Below are 15,755 nucleotides of genomic sequence, written 5' to 3' on the forward strand. Positions count from 1 at the left end.
GGCGCCGATGATTACTGGGACATGACGCTCAAAGAAGTTGTGATTCAAGTTGAGGCCAATCGTCTACGGCATATGGACGCTCTGCGAGAACGCGGCATCATGGACCACAAACTATCTGAGTTGATTGCCTTTGCGATGAATGAACCTAACAAGATGCCGAGCATCCAGAAGATGTATGGTTTCCTGAACTACGATGACCCAACTGAGGCCCAGCCGAAGGAAGCAGTTCCTGAGTGGCAGCAGGACCGTCTCGAATTTATGAAGCAGGCCGAAGCGATTCGCGCGGCCCGCAATGCTAAACAAGGAGGTGAGAGCTAATGGATTTGGAAACACTGCAAGTGTTATTCGATATCAACACCGCGAACATTCAACCAAAATTGGACGAGCTACAGGAGAAGTTTTCTGGGATTGTCGGCAAGCTAAAGGGCGAGTCTGACAAGGCCAGCGATTCAATGAGCGTAGATAAAGGTATCGATAAAATTGCCGAGCAGGTTAAGGGACTCAACGAGAAGATGTCCAGTGCCATGAACCAGTTCAAGGAAATTATCGATAGTGGGTCCGGTACGGCCGCCAAGACTATGGCGGGGAACGTTGGCCGAATGAAAACGACCACTGTAAAATCGGTCGACGCGATGATGTCTGAGATCGATTCCAAGATGGAACAGGCCCGGGCCGCGCAAGAGCGCATGATGAATCTTAAGAGCCTGGGCAGTTCCGCGCTGTCCGCTGGGGACCCGAAGCAGGCGTCCCGGATTAACGAACAGGCGGCCAGTGCCGAAGCCCGGATGCACCGCTTCCAGACGCAAGCTCGACAATTAGCCGGTCAACTTAAGTCAGAGATGGCCGCGATTCCAGGCGCGATGGACCGTATCGCTCACAAGATGGACGAGAACGAAGGTAACATCGAGAGCATGCGCCGGAAGATTAAAGGCCTAGAGGTAGCCGAGAAGGACGCCATGAAGTACGACATGTCCAAGGGGTTCAACTCCGAGGCCACGATTGCGACCGACGCGTCTCGTCGTATTGGGGATGAAATCTCTAAGCTTAAGGCCAAGATGCAAAGGGCCATTGATACCAGTGATGCACTGGGAGATCAATACGGCCGTTTGGCTGACCGCGAGAAGGCGTTAAAGTCGTCCACCGCCCACGTTGACACTGAACTGGGCGAGCAGTCCGCTAAGACGCGCACACTGCGTCAGTCATTCTCGGAGTTATCCAGTCGGATTAGCTCAGTAACGGGCCGGATGCGAACCTTAATGACGACACTCGGCAGGGTTACAGGTATCTCACGGGTCACGGCTGGTCTCCGCTCTATGGGCAGCCAGGCTCGTAAGTTGCTCGGGCCCATCGGCCAGATTGGCACCCGCGGCGCTAGTTCTATGAACAAGTTTAGCCGGGGAACCAAGAAGGCTCGGTCGTCACTTTCCGAACTTAAGGAAGGCATGCGGTCACTGCCCGCACAGTTTCTGGTATGGGGCGTTGGCTTTGAAGCTATCACGAAGTTCAGTCAGGGGTTACTTAACGCCGCCAAGACGAACCGCCAGTTTGCGGCCAGCCTGGCACAGATTAAGGCTAACCTGATGACCGCTTTCTATCCGCTGTACTCGACCATCATGCCATGGCTCAATGAGTTCATGCAGATGCTGGCTAAGGCCACGGGCTGGCTAGCTAATTTCAGTGCTGCTCTGTTTGGGATGAGCAACGCAACGGCCCGCGCTGGTGCGGCCGGTCTGCACAAACAGACAAAGGCAATGGGGGCGTCCTCCACCGCCACCAGTCAGGCCACCAAGGCGATTCAACAACACAACGCCGCTATCCAGGCCCACAACAAGGCCATGCAGGCGGCAGTGCAGAAAGAGAACGCCGCAATTCAGGCCCGAAACGCTGCTGGTCGTAAGGCCGTCCAGGCAGAGAACGCGCAGATAAAGGCCCGTAACGATGCCAAGCGAAAGGCGTTGCAACAAGAAAATGCGCAGATTCGTGAGGCTAACGCTAAGCGTCGGGCCGCCGTCCAGGCGGAGAACGAGAAGATTAAACAATCGAATGCCGCTGCTGCGGCCGCGGTCAAGAAACAGAACGACGCGCAGAAGAAGCAGATTGCAGACCTGAAGAAGAAGTATCAGGAATACAAGAACTCCTTAATGGGATTCGATGAGATCAATACGTTGGACGTCAGCAAGGATATTCCCGACTACACGCCGAAGACCGCTAAAAAGGAAGCTCTCAAGACCTTTAAGGCGACCCCGACGAAATCGACGTCTGATTTGGATTTAGAAAAGACGAAGACGTTCACGCCAGAGCAGACCAAGGCGGCGCCGACTGCGGAGGCCACAGAGCCAACGAGTGACGCGGCCAACATGCCGGACGACGTGGACAACGCCTTTGGGCAACCCATGGCGGCCTATGGTGGTGCTATTGCAGCCGCTAAGGAGTTCAAGAAGATTCTGGGTGAGCTGTTCAAGCCGATGAAGGAGGCCTGGGCCAAGGAAGGCAAGGGCGTCATTGATGCGTTCAAGTACGCACTCAAAGAGATCGAACGCTTGCTTGGTGATATTGGCCGTTCCTTCATCAAGGTCTGGGATAGCAAGACGGGGGTTCGCCTAATCACGGATATCTTGCGTCTGCTGAAACAAGTCCTCCTGATCATCGGTGATATCGCGAAGGCGTTTGCTGAGGCTTGGGAGGACCACGGCGCGGGTACTAAGATGATTCGGGCCATTCTGAATGCGCTGGATTCCGTGCTTAAGGTACTGATTGAAATTGGTAAATCATTCCGTGAAGCCTGGAACGATGGGACCGGGGAACGTATCGCGGCCCATCTGCTCAAACTCTTCACGGATATTGCCAAGCTGGTCAGTGGCCTAGCCAACTCGTTCCGTAAAGCGTGGACCGAGGGCGACACCGGGACCAAGCTATTTAGTGCTTGGCTGAAGGCCTTTGACAAAATCGTTAAGTTTGCTGATACGCTTGTGGTTTCATTTAAGCGAGCGTGGGAACAGGCCGATTACGGCACGAAGATTTTCAATAACATTCTGAAAGTCATCACCGATATTGGTAAGACGATTGGCAACTTGGCCGGTCAGCTGGATAAGGCCTGGAAGTCCGGTAAGACTGGGCAAGGCATTTTCCACACCATTCTGGGTATCGTTAAGGACGTTACTGGCGATATTAAGGACATGGCGGGGGCGACTGCTGAATGGGCTAAGAAGCTCGATTTTCGGCCACTGTTGCAGTCGATTCAGACGCTGTTTAAGTCTATTCGTGGATTGAACAAGACAGTGTGGGATGCGCTGGATTGGGGCTACAAGAATGTACTGTTACCACTAGCCAAGTTTACGATTACTAATGCACTACCCGCATTCTTTAAGCTGTTAGCCGCGGTAATCAAGGTCGTTAACTCAGTTTTAAAGGCATTAGCGCCACTAGCAAAGTCGTTATTTAATGCGTTTCTTAAGCCATTTGCTGGGTACACCGGCGGTAAGGGTATAGGAACGCTACAACTTATTACCAAGGCACTTGACGGGCTCTCAAACTGGATTGATAAGCACCAACACGCAGTTCGAGTATTCGCTGGGATCCTGGCTAGCCTTTTTGCCTTCAAGATTGGTACCAAGAAGATTTCAGAAGGTGTTACTTGGTTAGCCAAGGTTAACGAGAAGTTAGACTTCATGAAAATGAAGGGTCCGATACTTCAGCAATTGTTTAATAAAATTACTGGATTAGGCAAGCTGAAAGAAGCTTGGAGCACCCTAAAGGATATGACCTCAGGACTTAGTTGGGGTAAGTTCAAGGAAGGGGCAGCCAGCGCGAAAAGTTTGGCTGCAACACCATGGACGAAACTAAAAGATGGTACTAAAGCAGCTGGCGGTTTGATCAGTGTGGGCTGGGGAAAACTCAAAACGGGTGCCACTAATGTTCTGAATTTGGTTAAAGGATTTAAGTCCTGGTCAATTTGGAGTAAGGCCGCAGCTGTGGCACAAGGTGCTTTAAATGCTGTCATGGCTATCAATCCGTATGTATTGTTGGCCGCTGCTATTGCCGCGTTAGTTGCGGGCTTCGTGCTGCTGTACAAACACAACAAGAAATTCCGTACCTTCGTGAACAACATCTACAAGGCGGTGACCAAGTGGCTGGGCAGTGCCATTAACTGGATCAAGAAGAACTGGGGTAAGATTGCCGAGTTCATTATTAATCCGGTTGGCACCATTGCCACGTGGTTCCTAAAAGACACTAAGACCGGTAAGGCCATCACTAAATGGGGCAAGAAGCGCCTTAAGGATGCCGTTAACTGGGCCAAAGGTATCGGCAAAGGAATTAACGAGAAGGTCGAGGCCGGGAAGAAGTGGGCCAAGCAAGCCGGTGAAAAGGTCGGCAAGTGGGTCAACGGCTTCCGTACTAAGGCCTCGAAGACGATTAAGACCTGGGCCGGTAAGCTTGGCAGCAAGGTTCACGATGGCGTTTCCGGTGCCAAGAAGTTAGCAACGGCCGCAGGTACTAAGATTGGTGGCTGGGTGAACGGATTCCGCAAAAAAGCTTCTTCAACCATTAAGAAATGGGCGAAGGGTCTAGGCTCGGTCATCCACACTGGAATCGCTGGTGCTAAGTCGTTGGCAACTAGGGCCGGGACCAAACTGGGCGGCTGGGTGAATGGTTTTCGTAAGAAGGCATCATCAACGCTCAAAAAGTGGTCCAAGGGACTCGGCAGTACGATTCACAAAGGCGTCGACGGCGCCAAGTCACTAGTCAAGAAAGCTGGTACGAAGTTGGGGACCTGGATTCAAGCCTTCAAGTCGCCGACAGCCAAGAAGATTGCCTCTTGGGCTGGTTCGCTTGGTGGCAAGATTGCCGGCGGTCTTAAGAAGGGTGTCGGCGCCATTAAGAGCGCCGCGGCCTCCATTGCTAACGCGATTGTCGGCACCATCGGTAAGGCGGTTAACGGTGTTATCACTGGTTTGAAATGGATTCTAAATCACGTCGGCGCGGGCGGCATGGCCGGTGGCTTAAGCTACTGGAGCGTGCCACACTTCGCCCAGGGTGGTCGTCACCGTGGGGGTCCCGCGATGGTCAACGACAGTTTGGGCGGCGCTTACCAGGAAAGTTACCAATTGCCTAACGGGCAACAGGGGATTTTCCCGGCCGTCCGAAACTTGATGGTCAACCTTCCGGCGGGTACCAAGATTAAGAGTGCCTCCGATACGTTACGCTCGATTCCCCATTACAAAGGCGGTATTGGAAGCTTTAACTTTAAGATGCCCAAGATTGATATTCCAAGCTTCAAGATGCCGAAGATGGATTTCGACCTCGGCGGGATTGGTAAATCAATCAGTTCGGGTGTTTCAAGTGCCATCAGTTACGTGGCCGGCATCATCGGGTCCGTTTGGGATGACGTTAAGAACCCGCTTCAAGTTATCAAGTCGGTAGCCGAGCGCTACGTTGGTTTCGGTAATTTGAGTGGGGCCGGTCTTTCCATTGCCAAAGGTGGCGTTGACATGACGGAACGCGGGGCCGTTGACACGATTGAGAAGGCGTTGAAGGCATTCGCCGATAAGGTCACCAAGAAACAGAAGAAGAGCAACTCATCGGGCAGCTCTTCCATGGGTGATCTGTTTGGCGGCTTCGATTTCTCAAGCCTGTACCATTTATTCGATGGTTTCCGTGATGGTGGCTTTACGTCTAAGGAAGGCCTGTACAACCTCGCGGAGGGCAACACCCCCGAAGTTGTGCTACCGCTCAGTCAGCCGCAACGGGCTATGAAACTGATGGGGCAGGCCTACCAGTACATGCACGCTAACTTTGCGGGCGGCATCACCATGCCGAAAGCCATGGCGGTGCCCGACACTCAGTTGCCCGAAACCAATGGGACGGGGGACATGCGCGGCGACGGTATGTCTGGGATGCAACAGGCCATCGTTAATGCCGTGATGATGGGGATGAGTAACCCGAGTGCAACGGCAACAACGTCGAATGACCAACAGCCGGTCGAAGTGATCGTTAAGTTGGGGGATGAGACGCTGGCGACGCACGTCATCAAGGGTATTAGCGCGGTCAATCGCAAGAATGGTAAGAATATGCTGAACCTCTAAAGGAGTGAAAGTGGTGAGTTATTATTTGGCAATCAACGGGGCCACCATGCCCAATCCCAAGGATTTTACTTGGGGCAACCAAGATATTGACGGTAAAACGACGCGGAATGCGAACGGCACCATGACGCGGGACCGCATCACGTCGAAGGTCAAGCTCACGCTGAGCTGGCCGCCACTCTCCGTGGCAGAGTGTAAGACAATTTTACAGGCCATCACGGGGGAGTTCTTTCAGTGCACCTACCTGGACGCGCAAGAAGGCGGCATGGTCACCAAGACATTTTATGTGGGCGACCGAACCACTCCGGCGTATAGCTGGAACGATAATCTAAACAAGTATACATGGTCGGGCCTGAGTTGTGATTTCGTTGAACAGTAAAGAGGTGATTCTTTGATAAAACAATCGGATGCGTTTAATGCCGCGTTTGCTAGTACCCAGCGAACACTGGCAATCAAGCTAACCGTGGGCGACCGCGAGTTTACCGCCAATGATCTAATTTCCGTGACCTATGACTCCGCGGCCATGACCGGGGAACAAATGGGCCTGGGAACGACTTACGAGGATTCGCTTAAAATTGCGTTCTCGGACTTGGTCGAGGGTATTCAGGCCAAGGATAAGGTAACGGCCGCCATTGGTATTCAACTGCCGGATAAGTCGTACGAGTACGCGCCGCTGGGGGTATTTTACGTCGACGGTGATATTTCGATGGACCGAAACAATAAGCTGACGACCATTAGTGCGGTGGACACGATGTGTTGGCTGGAAGGTGTCTACGTGCCGAAGGTAACCGTACCGACGACGTTAGCCGATATGGCACTGGATATTGCAAACCAGGCCGGGGTGCCCATTAATCAGGACAACTTTGACCGCTTGCCGAATATCCCGATTACGACGCTCCCGAGTGGGCAGACCTATCGGGTGGTGCTTGGGTTATTGGCGATGCTGGTGCCGGGCTATGTAGTGTTTGATCGAAGCGGCCAATTGTGCTTGCGTGGTCTTACCCAGAGCCAGTATGCCATTGGCCCGGACAATTACGAGATGAATGGACTGACCAAAAACGAAAATCCCTACGCGATTGCGGGGATAACAGTAACGCCATTGACCGAGACCAATAACTACTCGGCAACGGATACGACCACCGAGGATGAAACAACTGGGGAGGCTACTGCCAACGATACGACCAGTAAGTCGCTACACGTCGGGGCGACCACCGGGACACAATTGACGTTGCAGAACGATTTTGTTACTGAGAGTATCTTGAAGAATATATGGTCAGTCTTAGCTGAGATGCAGTATTACCCGTACACGCTTAATTGGGCTGGTAACCCGGCCGTGGAAGCTGGGGACTGGTTGACGGTGGCCGACACGGCGGGTCACAAGTTTATTGTGCCGAATAACAGTTATTCACTGACGTTTGAAGGTGGTCTCAGTGCGGTGTCTAGTACTGGGGAGACCGTGACCTCACCGACTAATTGGGACTATCACGGCCAGTTGATGCAGACCATCAAGGGCATTGTTCGGCAACTTAACGCGACGGGGACGTTCACATACAATACGCCAACGCAACCAGCAACGCCGCACGAGGGCGACTTGTGGTACAAGCCAGACGGGACGGCAACCGAGCTGTACATGTACAGTAAGGGGCAATGGATTCCGCTGGCGTCTGACATTACCGGGGATGAAATTAGTAAGAAGGTCGATGCCGCGCAAAAAGATATTGCGGCGGCCCGGGACGTTGCGGACGCGGCCAATGCTCTAGCGGGGACCAAGGTCGGCGAAGATGAGTACAACTCGAAGATTACGCAGCTGTCCAACGATATTAATTTGCGGGTGACGTCGGGTGATGTGATCAATCAGATTAATATGGAAGCTGGGCGTACCTTAATTCAATCGGGAGAAATTCTACTTGATGCTCCTAATGTGACTTTTACTGGGAATGCATTCATTCCCGGAGCCGCTATTAAAGAGTTATCAGCAAGCAAGCTGACAGCTGGGACATTGGACGCGGATGTAATTAACTTGATTAATATGAATGCTAGTAACATTACGGCAGGCACTTTGTCTGGAAAAAATTTGAGCCTGAATCTCGATACGGGACAGGTTAAATTTCAGAGTGGGAGCATTCAGAACAGTACGGGTTTATTTGAAATCAATGTAGATTCTGGTGATATTCAGTCTTTTAGTAATTCAGGTAGCGTAATGAAAATTGACAATGGTGGTATTTATTACAAGAATAGCTCGTCAGATGCAGAGTATGCCGGTATGCTAGGAATCAACTGGAAAACGGTTGTGGGTGGAGCCCCAGCAATTACATTGAGTTCGGGATGGAATTTAAATCTTGTATCAGATAGTGATATTGGTGAGCAAACTCTCGACCCTACTGAGAAAAATGCTATTACAATTACTCCAAACGGAGTTACGATTTACAATGATACACCTCATGAAGTTACTGATGGTTTTGGAGGAACTTATACAGCACACCCAAACATGGATTTTAGTCCATCTGGGTTAAATGTTTCAACGTACAATCGTGATGATAATGACGTATTAGAGTTAGGTAGTATTTTGCTTAGATCGTATTCAGCAGATGGTTCAAATTACTCAGGCTTAGACATTGGATTTAGCACGAGTGGCGGTCCGGTAGCTCACATAAATGGTGAACTGCTCACTAGTGGCGATCTTCGTGTTGTTGGTAATTTCAGTGTAACCGGCTCAAAAAATGCCATTCATGTTACGCGAGATGGCGTTCGCGCGACCCCAGCTTACGAAATGGCTGAGAGCTATTTAGGCGATATGGGTGAGGCGACAACAGATGATAGTAGCCAGGTAATGATTCCTATCGAATCCTTATTTGGTGACACTGTGAACACTACTATTCCGTACCAGGTTTTCCTACAGTCTTATAGTTCAAGCCACGTATGGGTCGCGCAACGGTGCGAGGCCTATTTTGTCGTACAGTCTGATCAGCCGAACGCCTCATTTGTTTGGCAGGTAATGGCTAAACGGCGGGGATATGAGAATGACCGATTAGTTAAGCAAGATATCGATGTAAAGGAAATCGCAAAAATGGAGGGTTATCAAAAATGAACAATGAACAAAAGCAATCAGCACCAGACCAAAAGGACATCATCATTAGCCAGGTAAGCAGTGCGGCCGGTGGAGAAATTGCCGAACTGTTACAGCGGAATGCACGACTGACTGTGTTGGCCGCTCAGCTACAGACGGAGAACAAGAAGCTCAAGGAAGAGAACGATGCGTTAAAGGCCAAGCCTAAGTCGAACGATACCGTTGTTCCCACTGTAAAGGAGGACTAGCCCATGGCTTTAGCAATTAACACATCACTCACGCTGAACGCCACGTCGAAGGACGCCAACGATAAGGTCGTTGCCAACTTTTACGCCAGCGTGGGACCGACCAACGCCAACAACAGTTTGCAGATGACCATCGTCGACCGTGACCTGTTTGCCGCCAACAAGGATGCTGTTAAGGCGGACTTGCAGACGTTTATCGATAATTTTTGGAGTAAGTACACGACGGATTCAACAGATTAGGGGGATGCCGCATGACGGTAAATTCGACGGCGGGGCTGTCTTCAAGTGGGACCCGCCTGTATTACGCCAATCATGGTGATATCGGTTTTATCGAGGTCGCCAACGTTAAGAGCACCCCGGAAATGGGGATACAACCGCAGCAGTTGGAGACCACCAATCTTGGTGATGAGACGCAACACTATGATCTCGGGATGAACAACACGGCCTTGCTCGCGTTTAGCGTTATTTACAAGGGGCCAGAGTGGAATACTATCTACACCAAGAGTGGCAATCGGCAAGTGTACGACTGGAAAATTGTATACCCCGACGGTATGTATATCACGTTCAGTGGACCTTTTGTGATCACGCTCGCTGGATTGGATATCAATACAGCCGCGGCTTACACACTAAGTATTTCGCCCGCCGATGTGCCGCTATTTCATAAATCAGATGGGACGACAATTGAAACGGGAGGTGGTGACGATACGATGAGTTATCGGCCAATGTTTACCAAGACGTTTGCCTCGATTGATGAGATGAATGCGTACGACGATGTTCAAGGGAGTATTGTTCAAGGTGACTTTGTTTTGATTGGCGGTACCAGTGCTGACCGTGGCAAGGTCTTCTTTTATAACGGCAAAGGGTTCACGTACTTTGCTAGCATTATCGGACCACAAGGCGATAAGGGTGACCGAGGGGAACCCGGGGCCAACACCCGCATGATGGGTAAAGTGGATAAGTTACCGGCACTGGCGCAAGAGGGTCAGTGCTTTTTTGTTGGCACTGAGCTGTATTCCTGGACCAATGGTGTCTGGGTCGACCTAGGGAACTTCGTAGGCGGCAAAGGTGATACCGGCGCTAAGGGAGCCACAGGTGACTCGGCCTACCAGGTAGCTGTGGCCGGTGGTTACACGGGTACCGTAGAAGAGTGGCTGGCAAGCTTAAAGGGTGACACCGGGGATAAAGGTGCCACGGGTGATTCAGCATACCAAGTGGCGGTATCTGGTGGTTATACGGGTACCGAGGTTGATTGGTTGGCAAGCCTCAAGGGTGAAAAAGGTGATACCGGGCCGACCGGGGCTGGACTAAACTTGGTCGGCACAGTTGCGGCCGTTGCGGATCTTCCGGTTGACCAGCCAGACGGCACGGGATACCTGGTGGCCGGTGAACTGTACACGTCGACGGACGGTAAGTGGACGGACGTCGGCCGGTTACAAGGGGCCGATGGTAAGTCGGCTTATCAAGTTGCCACGGGCGCTGGCTATGTGGGTACCGAAGCTCAGTGGTTGAGGACTTTAGTCGGGCCCAAAGGACCAGCACAAGATTTGAGCGGGTATGCTACAAATGATGATGTGATTAAAGCCAGTAATGCAGCCAATATGTATACAGATAACAAAATAGAAGATGCTAATCGCACCACTCATCTGGCCGATAAAACAAATTTAAACGATGTTGTGGAAAATGGTTTGTATAGCGCAGGCGCTTCTACCAACGGAATCACAAATACCCCTGATGGATATTATGGATGGTTTGAATTAGAAGTTGAAAATTTGGATAATTCAAAGTCTAATGGCGTCCAAAAATATTACGATACTAATAGCGGCATGGGATTCATTAGAGCATGGAATTACTCTAATGGAACAAAAAATTTTACTAAGTGGTCTCCTATGGTAAACATGGGAATTGTTCATGATGGCGCGAATCTAAATGATGAACTAATTCCGGGGAACTATTTTTCTATGAAGAGTGTTACTAATGGTCCAAGTTTTCCAAATGGAAGAAGCTATATTAGTTGGATTGTCTATTCCACATTAGATTTGCCTCAAGCGGCTTCTTATACACAAATCGCCATTAATCAACCTGGTGACACCGCAGTACGAAACTTTGTTTCCGGTGCAGGATGGGGTCCGTGGCAATTGATTGCAGGGGGAAGAGGGCTAACAGATAATGACGATCTTTACACCTTACCTGCTGGTGAATACATTATTGGTGGCTCTCACCCTAAAAATGCTCCGTCGCCGTCAGAGCCGTGGGCAATTGTTAAAGTTCGCTCATGGGGACAATTAGGTGCAAAAGATATCGATTTTTTGGATACTTCATATAATCACTATATCAATGTTTACTCTGGTGCGAACCCAGCCTGGGCCGGTTGGCGGGTCGCAAAATAGGAAGGGAAATGGTTTAATGTTCATTTATATTCTGTATGGAGAAGATGGATTTATTACCGATTTTAAAACGGAAAACACTGAAGGATATACAAAGGTGTTTCTAATTAATCGGTGGCTATCAAATTTTATGAAATACTCTAAGAAATTTCGGTATGACGGAGAGCAGTTGCTTAATCCGGGAAACCTACCAGCTGCCACTGTGACTAGCCTAGAATCAACCATGAGAGGTTTGCAGGACAAAACTGTACAAGCTACTACGGCTACGACAAAGTTGGCGGAAAATCAAACTAACTTATCAACTGGGTTAAGTCAGGTACAGCAAGCGATCACCACACTGGCGTTGAAGCAAACGGCTTCAAGTACAGAAGGAGATGATTAGAAATGGTACAAATTTATACGTGGGCTTATCAAGTTTGGAAAACCATTACGCTTGAAAAATTACGAGGGCAGGTAGGCAAAATCGATGGCATTACTGAGGCCGACTTTAAATCAATTACTGGGGAAGATTACGAGTCGGCCACAACTGATGTTAATGAGGCTAAAATCTCCTCTGCTAATACTGAATCTATGGCGTAATGTACTAGATTATGGAAAGAGGTGTGTTATATGAAATCTAAGCTGACCAAATACTATGATTATTTCTGTTTTGGTACCATCAGCGTAATTGCTGGTATTTACATTTTTCGAAATGATAATTACCTTGCTGACCCCCGGGTTACCCCACCGCCCCCACCGACGGGTATCGAGAATACTGGGTCAGTCTTTATTACCAGTAGCTGGTTCGCTGTAGCATTGGTAATCGGTGGTGCCATCTTACTTTATGGTGTCTTAAGGGACCAACGTCTGATCCGAAATATTGGACTTGCCTGGATTGCCCCACTTTATGGTGCCTTAGCCTGCGTATTCACTTTACGTGGGCTTTTTGATTACCATTTTAATTTGACCTGGATTTTCTCTATCCTGGCACTCGCTTGGATTTTTAAGGTGGCGAGTCAAGGGGGTAGACATGATTGAATGATTGGTTGAAAGCAAATCTGTCGGCGATTTTTGCGGGATTTGTAACACTAGTGACCGTTATTCTCGAAACGCGACGGTCGACTAGACATGAGAATAACGAGGCGAAGACAGAGCAGGACAAAATGCAGCAGTACATTCTTAAGACGGTGCGTGATGAGAATGCTAACTGGCAGTCCCGATACTCTGACCTGGAGGACAAGTACACCGCGATGGGAAACGAGTACGATGATTTCCAGGATAAGCATCACCAGATTGTCGGACGTCTGCAGGAGCAAGTGGCATTACTGACAAAAGAAAATGCCGGCCTTCGGAAGAAGAACGCGGCATTGAAGCAGGAGAACGCAGCCTATCGAAATCGATATGGCACAATTAAAGGAGATAACTAATAATGGATAAGAAATTTAAGCTGAGTTTTAACAAACGGTCGACGGTCGATATTTTATCGGTCGTCTTTTTCTTTGCGGCAATTGTGGTCGCAGTTTTCAACGGATTAGGATTTTCCATTTCATCCGACCAGATAGATTCAATTGCCCAAATTATTTTGCTGATTTTATCTGGACTAGGCTTCACGAGAAACACTTCTGCGGGTAGTTCTGAATCCCAGAAGGTGAATGCGTCGTCTGTGGACACCTCAAAAGGTCTTGAATTGGGCCATGAACTCGCTGATATCGCGGTTCCCACGATGGCAGTTTTATCGGCTTTATCTAAGACTGACCGGGGAAAAGAGGCTGAACGGTACGTAAACATTGAACTTAAGAAGCGCGGCTTCGATTTCGATGCCCAAACAATCACTGGCCTGGTAGAAAAGGCCTATCAAGCCTACAAGGTTTCTGGTGGGGATAATCACGCGCCACTCGTGACCCCAGCACCTACAGAAGAAGTTGTGTCCGATGAAGGGAATGATCAGGATGACTAGGAACGTCGTTGATATTGCCGTTTACCAAAATGATTCGTTGGCCTATTTGAAAAGTCTCCGAGCCCACGGTGCTAAGTCGTTGATGGTTAAGTTGACCGAGGGAACAACGTACTTGAACGCTAAGGCAGGCAATCAGATTGCCCGAGGCCTAAAAGTTTTTGAGACGGTGGGCGTGTACCACTACTTCCAGGGACGAGGAAGCGCGGAGGCTGCTTATTTCCTAGCATGGGTGAAGAGGTTTGGTCTGGATAAATCAACGGTACTTGCTATCGATGTGGAAGATCCCAGCTTAGCCTACAATCCGACGGGCCAGGTTAACGCCTTCCTAAAGTATCTGATTAAGCATGGCTACACACACGTTATTGTGTATGGGCCCGGTTCTTGGTTCGGTAGTCGTATCCATCGCGGTATGTTGGTTGACAAGCACATTTGGCCAGCTGCTTATGGCGTTAGTCAGCCGGGAGTTAATGGTGCCAATGCATGGCAGTACACGGACAACTGGAAAGGACTGCATGTTGATGGGAGCTTGGACTTTGACGGCTCGCTCAGTGGGATTGTTACTCAAAAGGCCAAGTCAAAGAAAGCGACGTACCTGAAAGCTGCCAAGCAAGTTAAGGCACGTACGTCAATTACTCGCTATCGGGACAAAGCCTTTCATAAGTCGGTGGATAAATTTCCAAAAGGACAAATTTTTGATGTTAAGCGTGTCGTTAAATACAGGAAGATTACGAGACTGAAATTAGCGAATGGTTTGTATATTACGAGTAACAACAAATTTGTTCGAAAATTGAAGTAGGATAATATCACCGGGATTAGGGTTGCTATTCAAAATAAATATTTACTACCATAGTGTCAATTAATAGAAAGAAGGAAATATTATGGTAGAAAGAATTTCGAATGTGCTATTGGCATCAGTTTGGTTAGCAATGGTATTAATCCTGCTGGTATATTCTGGTGAGTATAACAACGGAGCACCCATTGAGACTGCATTGGTGATTTACGTTTTAATGATTCACTATTCCCTGCGCGGCGTTGAATTATCGTTTAAGTGGGTACCGGTTGCTCTTATACTTTATATTATGGGGGGAATCTTGGGAGGCATTACGAGTCAAGGATTCCAAAATGCGTTGGTTCTTGGCATCATGGTGACGATGACGATATTAGTGGAAGCAATTAGTTACGATGTGCTTTGGGCCGTTATTGCCAAGGTACGTAACGCATAACTGAAAAGCCCGTTCATTCTCTAATGTGGGGTATGAATGGGCTTTTTTCTGTATCTATGTATCGCCTAGCCCGGCAGGAACAAAATAGGAACAATATTTTGAAACAAACGTTGATTTAAAGCCATTTGAAAGTAGCGCGGTTTTACTTTTTAGGAGACAGCGCGAAGGCTTAGAATACGATAACTATAAAAACCGTTAGACTATTATAGCCTAACGGTTTTTTGTAGTTGATGGTAATGGTAGAAGCTTACCCTCACAGGTGTGAGGAATACGTCGTCCCTGCAGGGAACTTAGGCCCGTCAGGAGAATCACCCCCACACGTGTGGGGAATACTTGTACAGAATGGCCAGCCGTTTGCCCTTGTGAGAATCACCCCCACACGTGTGGGGAATACTTTCTCCATCTCAGCATTTGCAGTACGTTGGCGGAATCACCCCCACACGTGTGGGGAATACATGTTGCAATTCCTGATTCCCATGAATTAGGTAGAATCACCCCCACACGTGTGGGGAATACCGTTTAGAAATCGACGTGTCAAACGCGTAGATAGAATCACCCCCACACGTGTGGGGAATACAAGGAAAGGAAATGAAATGATGCAAGTAGCATAGAATCACCCCCACACGTGTGGGGAATACCCCCGACAAGGGCGGCACGGTTATTCTAGGTCAGAATCACCCCCACACGTGTGGGGAATACGCGACCGTTCAATCCCGTTTATTAACCGGTTCGGAATCACCCCCACACGTGTGGGGAATACTTTTTTACTTGCGTTTAAGCAAATATTAAATTGGAATCACCCCCACACATGTGGGGAATA

General features: G+C 49.2%; 14 protein-coding genes and 1 CRISPR repeat array (1 of these 15 cut by a window edge). All 14 genes read left to right on the top strand.

Translation table 11 applies throughout. From position 1 onward, the window contains the following. Positions 1-21: 21 nt before the first annotated feature. The 14 genes from FD25_RS07875 to FD25_RS07940 all read left to right on the top strand — a co-directional run bounded on the left by FD25_RS07875 (position 22) and on the right by FD25_RS07940 (position 14,935). On the top strand, positions 22-318 hold the full coding sequence (locus FD25_RS07875; RefSeq protein WP_146999955.1) for a hypothetical protein: 297 nt from the start codon (positions 22-24) through the stop codon (positions 316-318). After that, on the top strand, positions 318-6,083 hold the full coding sequence (locus FD25_RS07880) for a hypothetical protein (protein ID WP_057803087.1): 5,766 nt from the start codon (positions 318-320) through the stop codon (positions 6,081-6,083). Before FD25_RS07875 ends, FD25_RS07880 begins: the two co-directional genes overlap by 1 nt. Before the next feature lie 13 nt (positions 6,084-6,096). Then, complete coding sequence (locus FD25_RS07885; RefSeq protein WP_057803088.1) at positions 6,097-6,459, top strand: DUF6711 family protein; 363 nt, start codon at positions 6,097-6,099, stop codon at positions 6,457-6,459. 12 nt (positions 6,460-6,471) lie between these two features. Beyond that, entirely contained in the window at positions 6,472-9,168 is a 2,697-nt protein-coding gene (locus FD25_RS07890) for a hypothetical protein (RefSeq protein WP_057803089.1), read from the top strand. After that, the gene (locus FD25_RS07895) at positions 9,165-9,395 is read left to right on the top strand and encodes a hypothetical protein (RefSeq protein WP_057803090.1); all 231 of its coding nucleotides are present in this window, start codon (positions 9,165-9,167) and stop codon (positions 9,393-9,395) included. The genes FD25_RS07890 and FD25_RS07895 overlap by 4 nt, the downstream gene beginning before the upstream one ends. A 3-nt stretch (positions 9,396-9,398) precedes the next feature. Next, positions 9,399-9,632: a hypothetical protein gene (locus FD25_RS07900; RefSeq protein ID WP_057803091.1), complete on the top strand. Its 234-nt coding sequence runs from the start codon at positions 9,399-9,401 to the stop codon at positions 9,630-9,632. Positions 9,633-9,643: 11 nt separating this feature from the next. Continuing rightward, positions 9,644-11,779 carry a pyocin knob domain-containing protein gene (locus tag FD25_RS07905; protein WP_057803092.1) on the top strand — a complete coding sequence of 712 codons (2,136 nt, stop codon included), beginning with the start codon at positions 9,644-9,646 and terminating at the stop codon, positions 11,777-11,779. Positions 11,780-11,795: 16 nt separating this feature from the next. Next, positions 11,796-12,158: a hypothetical protein gene (locus FD25_RS07910; protein ID WP_057803093.1), complete on the top strand. Its 363-nt coding sequence runs from the start codon at positions 11,796-11,798 to the stop codon at positions 12,156-12,158. 2 nt (positions 12,159-12,160) lie between these two features. Next, positions 12,161-12,355: a hypothetical protein gene (locus tag FD25_RS07915; protein WP_057803094.1), complete on the top strand. Its 195-nt coding sequence runs from the start codon at positions 12,161-12,163 to the stop codon at positions 12,353-12,355. A 30-nt stretch (positions 12,356-12,385) separates the two neighbouring features. Beyond that, the gene (locus tag FD25_RS07920) at positions 12,386-12,793 is read left to right on the top strand and encodes a hypothetical protein (protein ID WP_225428578.1); all 408 of its coding nucleotides are present in this window, start codon (positions 12,386-12,388) and stop codon (positions 12,791-12,793) included. Beyond that, complete coding sequence (locus tag FD25_RS07925) at positions 12,790-13,182, top strand: hypothetical protein (protein ID WP_057803095.1); 393 nt, start codon at positions 12,790-12,792, stop codon at positions 13,180-13,182. Before FD25_RS07920 ends, FD25_RS07925 begins: the two co-directional genes overlap by 4 nt. Positions 13,183-13,184: 2 nt before the next feature. Continuing rightward, positions 13,185-13,712, top strand: coding sequence for a hypothetical protein (locus FD25_RS07930; RefSeq protein ID WP_057803096.1), 528 nt, complete (start codon positions 13,185-13,187; stop codon positions 13,710-13,712). After that, positions 13,687-14,508 carry a GH25 family lysozyme gene (locus tag FD25_RS07935; protein ID WP_371862425.1) on the top strand — a complete coding sequence of 274 codons (822 nt, stop codon included), beginning with the start codon at positions 13,687-13,689 and terminating at the stop codon, positions 14,506-14,508. Before FD25_RS07930 ends, FD25_RS07935 begins: the two co-directional genes overlap by 26 nt. Positions 14,509-14,590: 82 nt before the next feature. Then, positions 14,591-14,935 (top strand): hypothetical protein, encoded by a 345-nt coding sequence (locus tag FD25_RS07940; protein ID WP_057803097.1) that lies wholly within the window; start codon positions 14,591-14,593, stop codon positions 14,933-14,935. Between the two features lie 305 nt (positions 14,936-15,240). After that, positions 15,241-15,755: direct repeats of the CRISPR family, unit length 28 nt; unit sequence GAATCACCCCCACACGTGTGGGGAATAC; it runs 245 nt beyond the window's last position.

Source organism: Levilactobacillus acidifarinae DSM 19394 = JCM 15949, assembly GCF_001434835.1.
Lineage (GTDB): Bacteria > Bacillota > Bacilli > Lactobacillales > Lactobacillaceae > Levilactobacillus > Levilactobacillus acidifarinae.